The sequence below is a fragment of the Mycolicibacter heraklionensis genome (genome assembly GCF_019645815.1).
Lineage (GTDB): Bacteria > Actinomycetota > Actinomycetes > Mycobacteriales > Mycobacteriaceae > Mycobacterium > Mycobacterium heraklionense.
Map to the genome: position 1 here is coordinate 4,302,171 of NZ_CP080997.1, position 17,238 is coordinate 4,319,408.

The window sequence follows — 17,238 nt, forward strand, 5'->3', positions numbered from 1 at the left end:
CTCAGACCGTCTTCACGTCGAGGCCGGTGATCAGGACTTCACTGAGCCGGCGGGGGATTTCGGTGAGTGCCGCGGTCACCACGATCTGGCGCGGCAGGTTCACATACTTGCGGCGCCGCTCGACGGCATCGGCGACCGCGTTGGCCACGAACACCGGATCCAGTGCTTCCCGCGGCTGCATCCGCCACCGCTCGAAGCGCTCGATCACCCGACGCGTCGGGCCGAATTCACGGATGTTGTCGATCATGTCGGTCTTGACCGACCCGAGCTGAACCAGCGTGGTGCCGACCGGGGTACCGCGCAGTTCCTGGCGCAGTCCGTGGGTGAACTGGCTCAGACCGGCCTTCGAGGTGCCGTACAGGGTGAGGCCCGGCGTGATGCTCAGCGCGCCCATCGACGACACGTTGACGATGTGGCCCCGACCGCGAGACACCAGCCGCGGCATGAGCGAACGGCTCAGCTCCATCGGCGCAGCCAGGTTGACCTGCAACACTTCTCGCACCGACTGCGCCGAGGTGTCGGGCAGCAGACCGACGTGGTCCAGGCCGGCGTTGTTGATCAGCACGTCCACCGGCCCGTCGGATTCCACCCGCTCGATCAAGGTCTCCACGGCCGCGGGGTCGGACAGGTCGGTCGGGTAGGCCTTGCCGTCGAGCTCCTTGGCCAGGATCTCCAGGGCCGCACCATCGCGTGCCACCAGCGCGACGTCGGCGCCACGCTCGGCTGCCACCTGGGCGATGCTCCTGCCCAGACCACGGCTGGCGCCGGTGATCAAGACCCGAGCGTTCCTCAGTTGCATGGTGATCCTTCCGGTAGGGCCGCACGGAGCACCGCGCAGACGTCGTCGCTGGCCTGAGCGGCGAAGGGCAGATGGTCCGCCAGGTTGAAGAAGCCGTGGAAGCCCTGCGCGTAGCGCGTGACGCTGGCCGCAACACCCGCGTCCTCAAGTCGCCGGGCGTACTCCTCGCCCTCGGAACACAGTGGGTCCAACGCGCCGGTGACGACGTGGGCCGGCGGCAGCCCGGTGAAGTCACCGAGGATCGGTGAGGCCAGCACGTCGGTTCGGTCGCCGTCGCGGCCCAGGTACTGCTCGGTGAACCACTGCATGTGGGCCGCGGTGAGGGTCCCGTTGGGGGCAGGTCGGGCACCGGACGCCGGCGTCTGCTTGCGTCGCTGGTCGACGACGGGATAGATGAGCAACTGGAACGCGATCGCCGGCCCGCCGCGGTCCCGGGCGAGCATGGCGACCACCGCGGCGAGGTTGCCTCCGGCGCTGTCACCGGCGACCACCAACCGCGCCGGATCGCCGCCGAGCTCGGCGAGGTGGGCGGCCACCCACCGCGTGGCCGCCCAGGCGTCATCGATCGCGGCGGGGAACGGCGATTCGGGCGCCAGCCGGTAGTCGACCGACACCACGATCGCCCCGACGCCGTTGGCGAGCCGGCGACAGCAGGAGTCGTGCGAGTCGAGGTCGCACAGCACGAAGCCGCCGCCGTGGAAGTAGACCAGCACCGGCAGCTTCTCGCGGGGCGTGCCCGGGTCGAGGGGGAAGTAGATGCGCACCTGCATCGGGCCGGCGGGGCCGGGTATGTGGCGCTCGTCGACCCAGCCCACCGGGACGGGTCTGGCCGGGCGCCGGCTGGCTTTCAGGCTGGCCCGCACCTGGACCGCGTTGCCGTCACCGGCCGCGATGGATGCGAAGGCCGCGCTCATCCGGTCGGCCAGCTCGGTCTGCATCGAGGCGATATCGCTCACGCAGCGCAACGTAGGACGTCGGCGCCGCCGGCAAATCCCGATGTCCCACTGTGTGAGACAACGTGTCGGGCCGGGCACACCGCAGGCATACAAGTGAACCGGACCACATCACTGCGATAGCGAGTGGAGCGACATATGCGGCGCCTGACCGGCGAGGACAACAGCTTTCTGGCGTGGGAGAACGCCGCCCAACCGCAGCACACCATCAAGGTGATGGTGCTCGACCCGAGCCAGGGACAACACAGCCAGCAGCCACTCACCTTCGAAGCGGTCCGGGCCATGGTTCCGGCCCTGGTCGAGCGGGTCGAGCCGCTGCAGTGGCAGCTGCTGATGCCCCGGTTGCGGCTCGGCCGGCCCTGGTGGGTGGCCCGGCCTCACATCGACGTCGCTCACCACGTCCAGCGGGTCACTCTCGCCGCGCCCGGTGGTGATCACGAACTGGCGACCGCGATCGACGCGATCTTCCACGACCGGCTCGATCGCAGCCGCCCGGCCTGGCAACTGTTCTACGTCGACGGCCTGGCCGACGGCAGGATCGCGTTGATCTGGAAGATCCACCATGCCGTCGCCGACGGGACGGCCTCGCTGCGCATCCTGGAGGCCCTCTGCGGCACGGACATGACCGCGTCGAATCCCCGGCGCGACGAGCGGCGGCCGGCGCCGTGGCACTGGCTGCCGATGGTGGCGCGCCATCAGCTCGCCGCAGCGGTCGGCCTGCCGCGGGTGGTGGCCCGCACCGTCGCGGTGAGCCGGGTCATCCTGGCGCGCCGCCGCGCCGGTAAGCCGGGCTACGCCGCCGCGTTTGCCGCACCCGGGGCTCGCTTCAACGCGCCACTGACCGCGGAGCGACGCTTTGCCTTCCGCGGCTGCGACATGACCGTCATCAAGCAGGTCGCTCGGGCCTGCGGCGTGACGGTCAACGACGTGTTCCTCGCGGTCTGCAGTGGGGCGTTGCGCGGCTACCTCGACCGGCACGGCGAACTGACCGAGGAAGCCCTCACCGCGGTGGTGCCGGTGTCGATGCGCCCGCCGGAGGGCGACCCCTGGGGCAACAAGGTGGCCCGGTGGAACGTCGCGCTGGCCACCGACATCGCCGATCCGCTTGAGCGGCTGAGCGCGATCGCCGCGGCGACTCGGACCGCCCGCGAGGTCCAGGCCGAACGCGACCTATGGCTGCAGCACGACTGGATGGAGTACTGGCCGCTGTTCTGGTTCTACTCGCGCGCCCTGCCGCTGATCGGTGAGCGAACCACCCACCGGCCGACGTTCAGCCTGATCGCGTCGAATATGCGAGGGCCGCAACAGCTTTGCTTCGGCGGTGCGCCGGTCGAACGATTGATCTCATCAGGCCCGCTGGTGTTCCCGATGGGGTTGAACTTCACCGGGTGGAGCTATGAGGGTCAGCTGACGATCGGGGTGCTGAGCTGTGCGGCGCACCTGCCCGACCCCTGGCAGATCGCCGACGGCCTGCCCGCGGCACTGGCCGAGCTGGCGAGTGCGGCCTCAGCGGTCGAGGTCGTCGAGCAGCCGCAGCGCCAGCCGGCATCCGGTGTGGACGTCACGCCACAAGCGGGCGACCGGGTCTGAGGCGTCCAGCGCGTGGCCGCGGCTGCTGCCCAGCACGCGGTCGGCGGCGTCACGCGCCCGGACGGCGGCCTGGCGCTGAGCCCGCGCCGCGGCCCGCGGGTCCTGGGACAGCGACGCGACGATCTGCAGCGTGGCCGCGTCGATATCGGCGGCAGCCCGGGCCGCCTGCCGGGTCGACACCGTCAGGTCGTCGGCCTCCGCGCTGCCGTAGGAGGCGGCCAGCTTCTCCCGAACCTGGGCGACGTGCGCCTGCCACAGTCCGTCGGCGGCACCGGCCACCGCGGCGGCTGCGGCCGCACCGGTGACCACGACGGCACCGTCGTCGCGCGTCGCGAAGACCCGCTCACCGGCGATCGGCAGCGCCGAGACCGCCACGTCGGCCAGACCGGCCCCGGACATGCCGGCCGGTGTGGAGGGCGCCGACACCGTCACGTCGGCGCGTGGAACCAGCACCAGACGGTCACCGTCTGCGGGCAGCAGCAGCCAGTCCGCGGTGTCGGCGCCGGTGACGTCGCACCAGCGCCCGTTCAGCCGCTCATCCTCCAGCCGGCCGCCCGGGCCGAAGCCCACCGCCACCCCCTCACCACCCTCGACACCCCAGATGTCGGCCGCGTTGGCCATGGCGGCGCGCCAACCTTGCGACCCGTCGCGGGCGGCCAGGGCCGCCACCTCCGCGACGAATTCCTCGGCGGGCATCGCCTGACCGCCGAATCGCCTGGGCTGCCGCATCGCACCCATGGATATCTCCTCGCTGACGCAGGCCCAGCACCACAATGAATGCTAACGACGAAGGGCGGTGCGGATGGCCGAGAACGTCTCGGCGGCGGTACGGCCGCTACTGCCGGCGATAGCCGCGGCCGCCGCAACGGTCGACCGGGACGGTGCGGTGGCCTCCGATACCGTCGCGGCCCTGCGCGATGCGGGTGTGTTCGCGCTGCTGCAACCCGAGGACTTCGGCGGGCACCAGTCGGAACCGGAAACCTATCTGACTGTTGCGCAAGCGATCTCGGGGGCCTGCACGTCGACCGGATGGCTGGCCGCAGCGCTGGCGGTCAACTCCTGGCACCTGGCCTTGTTCGACGGTGCGGCCCAGCGCGATGTCTGGGGTGACGATCCGGGCGCGCTGATCTGTTCGGCCTACGCCCCCACCGGCCGCCTGGAGCGGGTGGGCGACGGTTTCCGGCTGTCGGGGCGGTGGAGCCGCTGCGCCGGGGTGCAGCACACCTCCTGGCTGATCGCCGGGGCGCTGGTGGTCGGGGCGGACGGCGCCGCGGAGGACTTCACGGTGGCACTGGTGCCCCGCGAGCACTACACCGTCGAACCGACCTGGAACAGCTTGGGGCTGCGCGGGATCGGCGCACACGACGTGGTGGTGTCCGGTGCTCCGGTACCAGCCCGGCACTGCTTCGGCTGGGTCAGTGACGCACAGCGGGCCACACTTGCACCGCTGTACCGCCTCCCCCAGCCCACGCTGTACACCCACGCCGGCACCGCACCGCTGCTCGGCGCCGCCGCAGCGATGCTCGACGCACACCGCGATCAGATGACCAACCCGCTGGGTGAACTCGCCATGGCCGCTGCGGGACTGGAGGTGTCCACGCTGCAGATCCATCGCAACCTGGCCGATCTCGGCGAATGCGCTCGGGCGGGCACCGTCCCCGACGCCGAGCTGATGCTGCGGGCACGCCGCGACCAGGTGCTGGCATTCGAGCGGGCGATGCAGGCGGTCAAGCGCTGCGTCGAGCAGGCCGGCGCCGCTGCGGATGCCCGGCTGGACCGGGTCTGGCGCGACATGCAGACCGCGCGGCTACACGCCGCCAACGACGTCGAGCGGGTGTTGACCGCGGTGGGACAGTTCGCCTTCGGGCTGCCCGTCGACGACCTCATCCTGTGAGGCGGTCACACCCAGGCGTCGGCGGAGATGGTGCGCAACACCCGGGACAGCATGCTGTCGGTCTCGGCCTCGCGCTGCTGACCGTCGGCCGGGGTGGAACCGCTCAACTCGTGGGAGATCCGGCCCGCGGCGCGCATGACGAACGGCGCGGTGCGCTGCAGCCGGTGCATCGGGACCGCGCCCGTCAGCGACAAGCCGGCGATCAGACCCTCGCCCGCTCGGATCGGCGCGGCGACACTGGACAGGCCGACCGCCAGTTCCTCGGTGTCGTAGGCCAGCCCGTGCCGGCTGCGGATCCGAGCCAGTTCGCGGTGCAGGGTGGCCCGGTCGCCGATGGTGGCCCGGGTCCGTTTGGGCAGCCGGTCGCCGACGAGCGCATCCACATCCTCGGCCGGCAGTTGCGCCAGCAGCGCCTTGCCCAGCGCGCTCGCGTACGCCGGCGTGCGTCCAGCCACCCGGGTCGGTACCAGTGCGCCGCCGTCGCCGGCGACCTTGTCGAGGTAGACCACATCGGCGCCGAGCAGCACCCCGAGGTGCACCACCAGCCTGGTGTCAGAGTGCAGGCGAGCCAGGGTCGGCGAGGCCACGCCCCGCAGTTCGGCATGCTCGACGATCTGCGACACCGGCAACGGTGAGGAGGCCATGCCGTAGCCGTCGGGCCGATGCCGCACCAGACCGGCCGACTCCAGCTGGGTCAGGATTCGATGCACCGACGATCGCGGCAGCCCGGTGCGGGCCACCACCTGGTCGAGGCGCAGCCGTTTGCCGGGCTCGTCGAACAGGTTGATGATCAGCGCCACCCGCGCCACCATCGACGTCGCGTCCATACGAGGGCATTATCCGCGCGACGTCACTGCCCCATCACGTATTTCACGGTGGGTCCCGCGGTCCAGCCGCCGTCGACGGCGATCTCCGCGCCGGTGATGTAGGCGGCCTCGTCGGACAGCAGGAAGCTGACGGCACCGGTGATCTCCTCGGGCAGGCCGACGCGGCCCATCGGGGTGTTCGGGTAGTGCCCCTCCCCGGGCTGGATGCCGATCTGTGCGGTCATCGGGGTGTAGGTCATGCCGGGGTGCACCGAGTTGACCCGGATCTTCTCGCCGGCCAGTTCGACCGCCGCGATCTTCGACAGGCCGCGCACTCCCCACTTGGACGCGCCGTACCCGGCGGTCAGCGCCAGGCCCATCAGCCCGGCGGCCGACGAGATGTTGACGATCGAGCCGCCACCGGCGACCCGCAGCGGCGCGATGACGGCTTGGATGCCGTTGAACACGCCCACCAGGTTGACCTCCAGCACGCTGCGGAAGTGCGCGACGGGTTCGTGCTCGACGAGTTGCCCGGTCGCCACACCGGCGTTGTTGACCAGCCCGGTCAGCCCGCCGAACTCGGTGACCGCCGACTGCACCGCGGCTTCCCAGTCGGCCGGGTCGGTGACGTCGAGGTGGACATAGCGCCCGGCGTCGCCGAGTTCGGCGGCGAGCCGTGCCCCGTCGTCGTCGAGGAGGTCGCCGACCACCACCCGGCCACCGCCGGCCACGACGTGCTGAGCGAACGCGGCACCCAGGCCGCGTGCACCGCCGGTGATGAGGACGACTTTGCCGGCCAGTCGGGCCGTGTTGGTGAGCATGGCCATAGCTTCAGGGGGCGAGCGCCGCACGTCACAGCCTGTCCCACCCAGCGGGACAGCCGGTGGGTGGGGCCGGTGAGGCTTCCTAGCATCGCCGGTCATGGAGACGAACGTGGATGTGGTGGTGGTCGGGGCGGGCTTCGCCGGCCTCTACGCGCTGCACCGCCTGCGCGGTGACGGGTTGAGCGTGCGGGTGTTCGAGGCCGCCGACGGCGTGGGTGGAGTCTGGTACTGGAACCGCTACCCCGGCGCCCGCTGCGACGTCGAAAGCGTGGACTACTCCTACTCCTTCGACTCCCAGCTGGAGCAGGACTGGGACTGGACCGAGAAGTACGCCACCCAACCGGAGATCCTGCGCTACCTCAATCATGTCGCCGACCGCTTCGACCTGCGACGCGACATCTCGTTCGGGACGCGGGTGATCAGCATGGTCCTCGACGAGGCCACCTTGGCCTGGCAGGTCCGCACCGACACGGGCGAGGTGGTGACCGCCCGGTTCTGCGTGCTCGCGGTCGGGCCGCTGTCCAATGCCAATATCCCGGCGATCGACGGGCTGGAGTCGTTCGCCGGCGAGACCTATCACACGGCGCATTGGCCGCACGGCGGCGTGGACTTCACCGGCAAGCGGGTCGGGGTGATCGGCACCGGTTCCTCGGGCATTCAGGTGATCCCGCCGATCGCCGCGCAGGCGAGCCGCTTGGAGGTGTTTCAGCGCACCGCCAACTACAGCATTCCGGCCGGAAACACGCCGCTGGACGAGGCCACCCGCACGGCGCAGAAGGCCGGCTACCCCGAACGCCGGAGGCTGTCGCGGGCCAGCGGCGGCGGCTCGCCGCATGAGCCGCACCCGCGCTCGGCGCTTGAGCTGAGCGCCGAGGAGCGCGACGCCGCCTACGAGCGCCGCTGGCAACTCGGCGGGGTGCTGTTCTCCAAGACCTTTCCCGATCAGCTGGTCACCCTGGCGGCCAACGACACGGCACGCCTGTTCTGGGAGAACAAGATTCGCGCGATCGTCGATGACCCGGAGACCGCCGAACTGCTGATCCCCAAGGACCATCCGATCGGCGCCAAGCGAATCTGCACCGACGACAACTACTTTGCGACCTTCAACCGCGACCACGTGCATCTGGTGAACCTGCGTGCCACCCCGATCGAGCGGATCGACGAACGCGGCATCTGCACCACCGAGGCGCACCACGATCTCGATGTCCTGGTCTTCGCGACCGGCTTCGACGCCATGACCGGGTCGGTCGCCAAGATCGACATCGTCGGGCGCGGCGGAGTGACTCTCAACGACGCCTGGGCCGGTGGGCCACTCACCTACCTGGGGTTGAGCGTCCCGGGATTCCCGAACCTGTTCAACATGACCGGCCCGGGCAGTCCGTCGGTGCTGGCCAACATGGTGTTGCACTCCGAGCTGCATGTCGACTGGGTTGCCGAGGCGATCGCCTACCTGGACGCGCACGGCGCGGCCGCCTTGGAGGCCCGCCCCGACGCGGCCGCCGACTGGGGCGCCGAGTGCGCGCAGCGGGCAGCAGAAACCCTGATGACGCAGGCGAATTCATGGTATCTGGGCGCCAACATCGCCGGTCGGCCGCGCGTTTTCATGCCGTTCGTCGGCGGCTTCGGCACCTACGGCGCGATCATCGCCGACGTGGCCGCCGCGGGCTACAAGGGCTTCGACATAGTCGGAACCAGGTAGCCGGACCACCCCTCGAGCGTCACGGCCAGAGCTTCCCCCGACACCACTCCGCGGCAGCGGCCGCAGCGAGGTCGACGGTGCGCGAGTGCATCCCGTTCCACCAGTGCAGCTCGACGTCCGTGCCGCGTGCGCGGTGCGACCGGGCCAGGCCGCGGGTGAGCCAGAAGGGCGCCACCTCATCGAACCGGCCGGCATCGACGCGCAGCGGAACGCCGGCGGGCAGACGCAGGTCGGCCACCTCGTCGGCGCGGAACGAGTCGAGCAGGTGCCGGCGCACCTCGGTGCCCCGCGGCCCCAGCAGGGCGCGGGGCGCGAGCCCGCCGAAGGAGTCCCGTTCGCACAGCTCGTTCAGGCTGCGCTCGCCCAGGTGCGGCCACAGGGCCAGCGCCTCGCGGCTCAGCCCGCCGCTGTCCAACAGCGTCCGCAACGGCTCCGTCGTCGTCGCCGCGCCGTCGATCATCAGGGCGATCAGCGCCGTCACCACCTGGAATCCGGGCAGCACGACCGGCAGTCGCAGGGCCGCCCCGATCGTCTGGCCCATCCGGGTCACGGGCGTGAAGGCCACCACGGCGCGCAGGTCGAACCCCTCGACGGGTCCGCCGGCGACGGCGTGCAACGCGGCGAGCGACCCCTCGGAGTGGCCGGCGCTGATCCACCGACCGTCCAGCGGCCATCGCTCGCGGGACCACATCAGCAGGTCACGCACGCTGCGCCCGAGGGAGGCGCCGCGCAGGTACGGGTGCGGGCCCGGGCTGCCCAGGCCCTCGTAGTCCGGTTGCAGGACCACCGCGCCGGCGGCGGCCAGCCGCGAGACAAACGCATCACCCTGGTGGATGCGGCGCGACTCGGGATGGCCCGTCGTGGCCAGGCTCGGCGCGGCCCGGTCCGAACCACCGGTCGTCATGTGGCCGTACGTCACGACCGGCCAGCCGGATGCCGGCGGCGGGCCGTCCGGCAACCACACCAGTCCGGTCTGCGTCATCGGTTCGCCATCGATCGACGTCGACCCGAACTCCACCGGGTCGACGATCACCAGCGGCCCCGCGGGAGGAGGCGACGTAGGCGCCGCGGGACGAAGCCGATCCGGCCCGCCGGCCGGTGGTCGGCGGCGTCGATGAGGTCGACGAACGCCCGGCCCACGGCCTCGAGTTGGTCGACGTCCACCTGCTCGATGGTGTCGGCATCGTCGTAGAGGTACAAAGGGCCCGAGACCAGACTGATGGTGGGCACGCCCGCCGCGAGCGTGAACGAGGCGTCGGTGGGGATGCCGCCGACGAGGAACTCCGGGACCGTCGCGTTCAGCACCGAGGTCGAGTGCAGCCCGCGGCGGCGGATCGTGCGAACCAACCGCCACTTCAACGCGGGAGCGACGTTCTCGAAGAAGGCGCGTGGCTCGGTGTCGCGCAGCGTCTCGAACCCGCCGTCAGGGCCGACGCGAGACCGCAGGCCGACGTGCTCGACCGTGAGATTCAGCGCCAGCGGGAACGGGCTCTGCGGGTCCAGGGCGTACTGGCGGGCGAAGCGTCGGTGGGCCTGGTAGCCGGTGAAGTGGGTGTCGAAGGTGACGAACATGAGGGTCTTCTCGCGGGGGCCGGCCAGGCGGGCGCGAGCGACCTCCTCCTCGGCAATGGCGATGACCTCGGCGGTGCCGCTGGCGTCCTCGACGGCGCCGGGACCGACCGAGTCGTGGTGGGACTGCACCATGATCGTCTCGGCGGAGCGGCCCCTCAGGACGCCGACGACCGTCGACGATCGGACGCGTTCGCGGGTCGAGTCGAGGGTGAGGGTCGCGCGCGGGTCCTCGCGCAACAGGGTGCGCAGGCGCGCGCCGCCGGCACGGGTGACCCAGACACCCGGCAGTTCCATGAGCGCGCGTCGGTAGTACTCGTTGTGGTAGGCCAGGGACTCCGGGTACTCGGCCAGCACACCGATCACGCCGACGGCACCAGCTGCCGTCGCCTCCGTCATGACCCGGGTCAGCGTCGTCACGTAGGGGTTGCGCGAGGTGAGCACCTCGCGGCGCAGCATCCGCCGACCGGGGTCGTGGACGTACTCGGTCAGCGGCAGCAGGCTGGCCTGGCTCATGGTGAACCGCAGGTCGAACAGCACGAGGCGTCCCCGCACGTCGTGGCGTGCGACCCGGCCGGAGCGTGCGTCGACGACCTGGGCGGTGAGCCCATCGGGTCCGGTCGACCACGCCCCCACGGCGTCGTGGGCCGGCAACTGGCAGTGCAGCACGGGTGCGGCGGGCACCTCCTGGTGACCGACCCGCACACCCACGCGTGATGCCTGCCACCGGAATGCCTCGTCCGGCTCGATCCAGACTTCGTCGAGGCCGGCGGCGGTCAGCCGGTCCCGCACGTACTCGGCCGCCGCGACGCCGCCCGGGGTGCCGGTGGCGCGGGGGGCGAGGTCGACGAGGTCGGCGATGGTGGCGACGAGTTCGTCGGTGCGGATCACGTTGCGACCTTAAATTGATCCAACGCTTTTCCCTGCAACTATGCGCCTTTCTGACAGGCAAATGATCACTAGTACAGGATTCCGCTATTCTCAGGCTGGTGAATGGGCCCTTGCCTGCGGCGTGGCAGCCCCCCGACCCCCTGGCCGAGATCGACCTCGCCCTCGTTCACGCCCTCCAGGTGTGGCCGCGGGCTCCCTGGCGTGCGATCGGGGCGGCCCTCGGCGTCGACCCCGCGACCGCAGCGCGCCGATGGCAACGACTCGTCGACGACCGACTCGCGTGGCTCGTCGTCCGGCCGAGCGCGCAGCAGTTGGCCCCCGATCGCGACGCGACGCTGGTCCGCCTGGCGTGCCGCCCGGGCTCAGCGGCGGCGGTGGCGACCGGGATCGCCGAACGCGAGGACGTCCTGGCCGTCGACGTGCTGGCGGGAGCCGACGCCGTCGCCGCGATCGTGCTCGGCCGTGGCCTTGCTCCGCTGCACGACGAGGTCGAACGGCTTAGCGCCGCACATCACGACGTGACGACGACGCGCGTGGCCTTCCTCAGCGCCGTGCACCACGAGGACGCCCAATGGCGGCTTCGGGTGCTGTCCCCAGGCCAGCAGGCCCGCCTCGCGCGCCCCCAGACGGACACGGCCGACCGCGGGCGGCCACCACGTCCCGAGGTCGTCGCCGACCTGACCGCCGCCCTCGCCGAAGATGCCCGGATGAGTCTGGCTGACCTCGGCGGACGCCTGGGCACCTCCGAAGTCACCGCCCGGCGACTGCTCGACCGGGCGCTGCGGACCCATTCGATCCGGTTGGGCTGTGACGTCGTGGCGCCGGCGGTGGGCGCGGGACGGGCCGTTCTGCTCGAGGTCGAGGTCGACGATCCGCACGCCGCCGGGCGGGCGATCGCCGCACTGTCGCCCGTGCTGCGCTGTGCCACGGTCGTCGGTCCGGCGAACCTCGTGCTGGTGGCGCGATTCGTATCGCTGGCCAACCTGGCGGGGTTCGAGTCCGCGGCGGCCGCCGTGGCTCCCGGCTGGCGGGTCCGCGACCGCGCCACCATCACCCACGCGGTGAAGCGTCAGGGTCGGCTACTCGATCCGGACGGCCGAGTGCGCAGCGACTGACCTTCACCTGACGCGTCTTGGCAAACGACCTCATCCGCAACAGGTAACGCACGACACGCCGTACCGGCACGGCGGTCGGCCAGTCGTCGGCACGGAAGTAGGCGTCCGTGCCACCGTCGACGAAGATCACGCTGCCGCACAGGAACTCCGCGGCGTCCGAGAGCATGAACAGCATCCAGTCGGCCAGTTGGCCTGGGTCGCCGAAACCTCCCACCGGCACCGGGAAGCTGCGGACGGCTTTCTCCTGCCCCGGGGTGGCGAGCTGCTTTTCCAGCAGCGGCGTCATGATCGCACCCGGCGCCAGCGCGTTGAGCCGGATACCCGCGCCCGCCCACGACGGCTCGACCGCATGCCGGCGCACCCAGCGCGACACCGCGATCTTGGAAGCCGCATACGCGAGTGAAGGCGCACCCGGTCCGAACAGGCCCAGCCGCCGCGCCGCCTTGGCCGCCTTGCCGGCCAGCAAGGCCCGCACCGCGGACCGCGGCACCGCCGGGACCGTGGTGGTCGAATTGCTGGCAATGACCACGACTTTGGCGCGCTCAGCGGCCGCGAGCGCCGGGCGCCACGCCTGAAGCAGGTCGACCACCCCAAAGTAGTTGATCTGCAGGATCAGCCGCGTCGCCTGCGGGGTGGGTCCGATGCCCGCCGCCAGCACCGCACCGTCCAGCCGGCCCCCGCCTAACGCCAGTACCTGCTCGGCTGCCGTGGATCGTCCGGTTGGGCTGGACAGGTCCGCAACGACTTCGGCGTCGCGCAGGTCGACCCCGATGACGGTGTGGCCGGCCGCCCGCAGTTTCTCCGCCGCCTGCCGGCCCATGCCCGACGCCGACCCGGTCACCGCATAGACGCCCACTAGGAGCCGACCACTCCGCGGAGCCCGTCGGCCCCGAACGCCGGCTCCAGCATGGACGAGAAGTCCGGGCCGCGGCGCAGCATCTGCCCGCCGTCGACGTTGATGACCTGACCGGTGATGTAACCGGCCGCGTCACTGAGCAGGAACAGCGCCAGGTTGGCGACGTCCTCGACCTCGCCGGGCCGCGGAAGCGGCGTCGAGACGCGGTAGTCCTCGCTCAGCTCGGGCGAGTCCAGGATCGGGGCGACCAGCTCGGTGCGGGTCAGGCCCGGGCGGATGCTGTTCACCCGCACCCAGGAGGCGCCCAGCTCGTCGGCGGCCAGCTGCATCATGTGGTCCAGCGCCGATTTGGTCGGGCCGTAGGCACCGAACCAGCGGTGGGTGTTGCTGGCCGCGATCGAGGAGATCCCGACGAACGAGCCCCCGCCGCCGCGCACCAGCGCCCGGCCGGCGTGCTTGAGAACGTACATGGTGCCGTTGACGTTGAGGTCGACGGTGCGCCGCCACAACTCCGAGTCGATCTGGGTGATCGGCCCGATGGTCTGCGAACCACCGGCGCAGTGCACCACGCCGTGCAACCGGCCGTGCTTGTCCACCGCGGCGTCGACGGCGGCGATCACGCTGTCCTCGTCGGTGACGTCGGTCGGCAGGTGACGGACCGTGCCGCCGAGCTCGGCGGCCACCTTCGCCAATCGATCGGCGTCTCGCCCGACGATGAGGACGTCGGCCCCGGCGGCAGCCAGCCCGGCGGCCACCGCCTTGCCGATGCCACTGCCACCGCCGGTGACCAGGTAGCTGCGGTCTTCAAAGGAAAGCTGCACACCGACCCCTCACATCGAAACTGAAACAGGTTCTACCTATGGAACCATGGCGCCCTCATCGCCCAACGTGCATTCAGCACGAAATTCGGGCCAAATTCCCGGGCCGAGTACACGTTCGGCGAAAGAGGGACGACCGAACAAGGCCGTTGGGCAAGGCGCCTAAGTCAGGGTTGGTCGCGGCGGGCCACGGCGGTGGGCCCGGCAGTACGCCAGTCCTCGACATCCGGCGGCAACCCCAACGGCGCCCGGTTTTCATTGTGAGCCGCCCAATGGGCGTGACCCAGTTGATGAATGTGGAAGCCGTGCCGCAGCGCCTCGGTGAAGCCCATCGCGTCGGCGGCGCCGTTCACCGAGTCCTTGATCAGCAGCGCGGCCATGGTCGGCAGCTTCGCGATGCGCCGGGCGAATTCCAGCGTCTGGTCCGCCAGCTCATCGGTCGGGAACACCTTCGACACCATGCCCAGCCGGTAGGCCTCGTCGGCGTCCAGCGAGTCCCCGGTGAGCAGCAGCTCCTTGGCCTTGCGGGGGCCGAATTCCCAAGGGTGGGCGTAGTACTCCACACCCGGCATGCCCAGCCGCACCCCGACCACGTCGGAGAACCGGGCGTTGTCGGCGGCCACGATCAGGTCGCAGGCCCAGATCAACATCAGGCCGGCCGAGATGGCGTTGCCCTGCACCTGCGCGATGGTGATCTTGCGCAGGTCCCGCCACCGGCAGGTGTTCTGGAAGAAGAAGTGCCACTCCTGCAGATACGTCTTCTCCACGATCGGCTCCCGGGTGGCGCCATGGGATCGGAACGTCGGGTGCTGCGCCGGTCCGGGGCGCCGCTCGAGCAAGGTGGCCTCGGACCCCAGGTCGTGGCCGGCCGAGAAGTTCTTGCCCCGCGCAGCCAGAATCACCACCCGGACGGTGTCATCGGCTTCGGCGCGGCCGAATGCCTCGTCGAGCTGCACCAGCAGGGTGCGATTCTGCGCGTTGTGCACGTCGGGGCGGTTCAGCCAGATCCGGGCGATGCGCCCGTTGTCGAGCGTTTCGTAGTCGACCAGGCGATCCGACGTGTCGCCGGCCTGATCCGATGCGGTGTCCGATGTGACCATTGCCTCCGCCCTCGTCGTATTCGCATCACAGGCTACGGCGGCAGGCCTGAGCTGCCCGAGCCAGGTGTGACACAGCGCGCACTTCGCTAGAGTCAAGTCATGCCTGCTAAATCCGAACCCGCCGACATCGAGGACGTGGAACCCCTGGCCGACAGCACCGCGCGCCAGGCCCGGCGAGTGGTTGCCGCCTACGCCGAGGACGCCGACGAGTGTCGGGTGTTCCTGTCCATGCTGGGAATCGGGCCCGCAACACCCGACAAGAACGGGGCGTAAATGCCGGAGGCCGGCGGTTCAGCGAGGCTCGACGAAGGAGAGCCGAAACTGGGACCGTCGCATGGGCCCGGGGGCCCGCCGGCTCCACCGGGCGAGTCCGATTTCGTCGTGGTGGCCAACCGGCTGCCGATCGACATCGAGGTACTCCCGGACGGCACGACGGCGTGGAAGCGCAGCCCCGGCGGATTGGTCACCGCGCTAGAGCCCCTGCTGCGTAAGCGCCGGGGCGCCTGGGTCGGCTGGCCCGGCAGCCAGGATGCGCCCGAAGGGCCGATCGACGTCGAAGACCTGCGGCTGCATCCGGTTCCGCTGGACGCCACCGATATCGCCGAGTACTACGAAGGCTTCTCCAACGCCACCCTGTGGCCGCTGTATCACGACGTGATCGTCAAACCGATCTACCACCGGCAGTGGTGGGACCGCTACGTCGACGTCAACCGCCGCTTCGCCGAGGCCGCGTCGCGAGCCGCCGCGCCGGGCGCCACGGTCTGGGTCCAGGACTATCAGCTGCAGCTGGTACCCAAGATGCTGCGGGATCTGCGGCCCGACCTGACCATCGGCTTTTTTCTGCACATCCCGTTCCCGCCGGTGGAGCTGTTCATGCAGCTGCCATGGCGCGCCGAGATCGTCGACGGCCTGCTCGGCGCCGACCTGGTCGGCTTTCACCTGGCCGGTGGCGCCCAGAACTTCTTGTTCTTGGCCCGCCATCTGGCCGGCGCCGTCACCTCGCGGGGTTCGGTGGGGGTGCGCAGCCGGTTCGGCGAGGTGCGGCTGACCGAGCGCACGGTACGCGTCGGGGCCTTCCCCATCTCGATCGACTCCGGCGAACTCGACCGCAAGGCGCGGGAACGCGGGATCCGGCGGCGCGCCAAGGAGATTCGGGCCGAACTGGGCCATCCTCGCAAGGTTCTGCTCGGCGTGGACCGCCTGGACTACACCAAGGGCATCGACGTCCGGCTCAAGGCGTTCAACGAACTGCTGGCCGAGGGACGTGCCAAGCGGGACGACACCGTGCTGGTGCAACTGGCGACCCCGAGCCGGGAACGGGTGGAGAGCTACCAAATCCTGCGCGACGACATCGAACGCCAAGTCGGCCATATCAACGGCGAGTACAGCGAGGTCGGCCATCCGGTGGTGCACTATCTGCACCGCCCGGTCCCGCGCGACGAGCTGATCGCATTCTTCGTGGCCAGCGACGTCATGCTGGTCACCCCGTTGCGCGACGGGATGAATCTGGTCGCCAAGGAATACGTGGCGTGCCGCAGTGACTTGGGCGGCGCCCTGGTCCTCAGCGAATTCACCGGCGCCGCAGCGGAATTGCGTCAAGCTTACCTGGTCAACCCACACGACCTCGAGTGCGTGAAGGACGTCATCGAGGCTGCGATCAACCAGACCCCGGAGGAAGGGCGCCGACGGATGCGGGCCCTGCGCCGTCAGGTGCTGGCCCACGACGTGGACCGCTGGGCCCGGTCCTTCCTCGGCGCGCTAGCCGACTCCGCGGAGTAGTAACTCAGCTACACAGGTGGACCGGGTTGTCCTGACAGGTCAGCGGGTAGTGGATGACCGGGTACGGCAGTGGCGACACGAACGTCAGCGTGAACGCGCGCTTCTCCAACCCGGGCTGCAGACCACACACCGCATTGTGCGCGGTGGTGTAGGTACCGCGGAGGGAGACGTCGAACTGGTACATCTCGTCGCTGCCGGCGGTGCTGCCGTCGGAGCACCGGGTGCCCGCCAGTAGCGGCGTCTTGTAGGTCCACTGGCCGTTGGCCAGCCGGTAGGCCCCGGCTTGTCCGGGCGGGCCGTTGCTCTCGACCTGCAGCTTGCAACCCACTGCCAAGTGCAGTGGCACCCGGCCATCGCCGACGGTGGGGACGCACAGCGGATAGATCTTCCAGGTCGCGGTCTTGGCACCGTCGTTGTAGGTGTAGATGCCCTCCAGCGTGCCTTCCGGAATCGCATCGTCGTCGGCGCCGGCCTGGACTGCCAGCCCGGTGGCCGCCGTCATCGCCGCAGCCAAGGCGACCAGACCACGAACGAGTTTCCCCATG

Annotated in this window: 17 protein-coding genes; 6 read left to right on the forward strand and 11 right to left on the reverse strand. The window is 70.4% G+C overall.

All coding sequences use genetic code 11. From position 1 onward, the window contains the following. Position 1: 1 nt before the first annotated feature. Positions 2 to 799 (reverse strand): SDR family NAD(P)-dependent oxidoreductase, encoded by a 798-nt coding sequence (locus K3U94_RS20440; RefSeq protein WP_125079654.1) that lies wholly within the window; start codon positions 797 to 799, stop codon positions 2 to 4. Beyond that, positions 790 to 1,755, reverse strand: coding sequence for an alpha/beta hydrolase (locus K3U94_RS20445; RefSeq protein WP_230987248.1), 966 nt, complete (start codon positions 1,753 to 1,755; stop codon positions 790 to 792). Before K3U94_RS20445 ends, K3U94_RS20440 begins: the two co-directional genes overlap by 10 nt. 135 nt (positions 1,756 to 1,890) lie before the next feature. On the opposite strand from K3U94_RS20445, the gene K3U94_RS20450 reads away from it, so the two are divergent. After that, positions 1,891 to 3,342, forward strand: coding sequence for a wax ester/triacylglycerol synthase family O-acyltransferase (locus tag K3U94_RS20450; protein WP_125079653.1), 1,452 nt, complete (start codon positions 1,891 to 1,893; stop codon positions 3,340 to 3,342). On the opposite strand, the gene K3U94_RS20455 is transcribed toward K3U94_RS20450, so the two are convergent. Beyond that, positions 3,259 to 4,080, reverse strand: coding sequence for an acyl-CoA dehydrogenase family protein (locus tag K3U94_RS20455; RefSeq protein WP_220694851.1), 822 nt, complete (start codon positions 4,078 to 4,080; stop codon positions 3,259 to 3,261). The genes K3U94_RS20450 and K3U94_RS20455 overlap by 84 nt on opposite strands. Before the next feature lie 64 nt (positions 4,081 to 4,144). Here K3U94_RS20455 and K3U94_RS20460 point away from each other — a divergent pair, with 64 nt between their 5' ends. Next, positions 4,145 to 5,236 carry an acyl-CoA dehydrogenase family protein gene (locus K3U94_RS20460; protein ID WP_125078919.1) on the forward strand — a complete coding sequence of 364 codons (1,092 nt, stop codon included), beginning with the start codon at positions 4,145 to 4,147 and terminating at the stop codon, positions 5,234 to 5,236. A gap of 5 nt (positions 5,237 to 5,241) precedes the next feature. Here K3U94_RS20460 and K3U94_RS20465 read toward each other — a convergent pair whose 3' ends face one another. Beyond that, on the reverse strand, positions 5,242 to 6,063 hold the full coding sequence (locus K3U94_RS20465) for an IclR family transcriptional regulator (protein WP_047320543.1): 822 nt from the start codon (positions 6,061 to 6,063) through the stop codon (positions 5,242 to 5,244). Positions 6,064 to 6,086: 23 nt separating this feature from the next. Continuing rightward, complete coding sequence (locus K3U94_RS20470) at positions 6,087 to 6,863, reverse strand: SDR family oxidoreductase (RefSeq protein WP_047320614.1); 777 nt, start codon at positions 6,861 to 6,863, stop codon at positions 6,087 to 6,089. A gap of 100 nt (positions 6,864 to 6,963) precedes the next feature. Between K3U94_RS20470 and K3U94_RS20475 the strand changes: the two genes are divergently transcribed. Next, positions 6,964 to 8,565, forward strand: coding sequence for a flavin-containing monooxygenase (locus K3U94_RS20475; protein ID WP_125078920.1), 1,602 nt, complete (start codon positions 6,964 to 6,966; stop codon positions 8,563 to 8,565). A 19-nt stretch (positions 8,566 to 8,584) separates the two neighbouring features. Here the strand turns inward: K3U94_RS20475 and K3U94_RS20480 are convergent, their stop codons facing one another. Both K3U94_RS20480 and K3U94_RS20485 read right to left on the reverse strand, forming a co-directional pair. Continuing rightward, on the reverse strand, positions 8,585 to 9,598 hold the full coding sequence (locus tag K3U94_RS20480; protein ID WP_125078921.1) for an alpha/beta hydrolase family protein: 1,014 nt from the start codon (positions 9,596 to 9,598) through the stop codon (positions 8,585 to 8,587). After that, positions 9,595 to 11,025, reverse strand: a complete 1,431-nt coding sequence (locus tag K3U94_RS20485; RefSeq protein ID WP_125078922.1) for a M28 family peptidase — start codon at positions 11,023 to 11,025, stop codon at positions 9,595 to 9,597. The genes K3U94_RS20480 and K3U94_RS20485 overlap by 4 nt, the downstream gene beginning before the upstream one ends. Positions 11,026 to 11,123: 98 nt before the next feature. Here K3U94_RS20485 and K3U94_RS20490 point away from each other — a divergent pair, with 98 nt between their 5' ends. After that, entirely contained in the window at positions 11,124 to 12,140 is a 1,017-nt protein-coding gene (locus K3U94_RS20490) for an Lrp/AsnC family transcriptional regulator (RefSeq protein ID WP_082134183.1), read from the forward strand. On the opposite strand, the gene K3U94_RS20495 is transcribed toward K3U94_RS20490, so the two are convergent. The 3 genes from K3U94_RS20495 to K3U94_RS20505 all read right to left on the reverse strand — a co-directional run bounded on the left by K3U94_RS20495 (position 12,076) and on the right by K3U94_RS20505 (position 14,914). Further along, a complete protein-coding gene (locus K3U94_RS20495) occupies positions 12,076 to 12,996 on the reverse strand; it encodes an SDR family oxidoreductase (RefSeq protein ID WP_082134184.1) in 921 nt (306 codons plus the stop codon). The genes K3U94_RS20490 and K3U94_RS20495 overlap by 65 nt on opposite strands. Next, positions 12,996 to 13,817, reverse strand: coding sequence for an SDR family oxidoreductase (locus tag K3U94_RS20500; RefSeq protein WP_047320546.1), 822 nt, complete (start codon positions 13,815 to 13,817; stop codon positions 12,996 to 12,998). Before K3U94_RS20500 ends, K3U94_RS20495 begins: the two co-directional genes overlap by 1 nt. A 164-nt stretch (positions 13,818 to 13,981) precedes the next feature. Continuing rightward, on the reverse strand, positions 13,982 to 14,914 hold the full coding sequence (locus K3U94_RS20505; RefSeq protein WP_047320547.1) for an enoyl-CoA hydratase: 933 nt from the start codon (positions 14,912 to 14,914) through the stop codon (positions 13,982 to 13,984). A 99-nt stretch (positions 14,915 to 15,013) separates the two neighbouring features. Here K3U94_RS20505 and K3U94_RS20510 point away from each other — a divergent pair, with 99 nt between their 5' ends. Then, positions 15,014 to 15,187 carry a hypothetical protein gene (locus K3U94_RS20510; RefSeq protein WP_164517933.1) on the forward strand — a complete coding sequence of 58 codons (174 nt, stop codon included), beginning with the start codon at positions 15,014 to 15,016 and terminating at the stop codon, positions 15,185 to 15,187. Beyond that, positions 15,188 to 16,693 (forward strand): alpha,alpha-trehalose-phosphate synthase (UDP-forming), encoded by a 1,506-nt coding sequence (locus K3U94_RS20515; protein WP_230987250.1) that lies wholly within the window; start codon positions 15,188 to 15,190, stop codon positions 16,691 to 16,693. It begins immediately after the preceding gene. Between the two features lie 4 nt (positions 16,694 to 16,697). On the opposite strand, the gene K3U94_RS20520 is transcribed toward K3U94_RS20515, so the two are convergent. Further along, on the reverse strand, positions 16,698 to 17,237 hold the full coding sequence (locus K3U94_RS20520; RefSeq protein WP_047320618.1) for a hypothetical protein: 540 nt from the start codon (positions 17,235 to 17,237) through the stop codon (positions 16,698 to 16,700). Position 17,238: the final 1 nt, after the last annotated feature.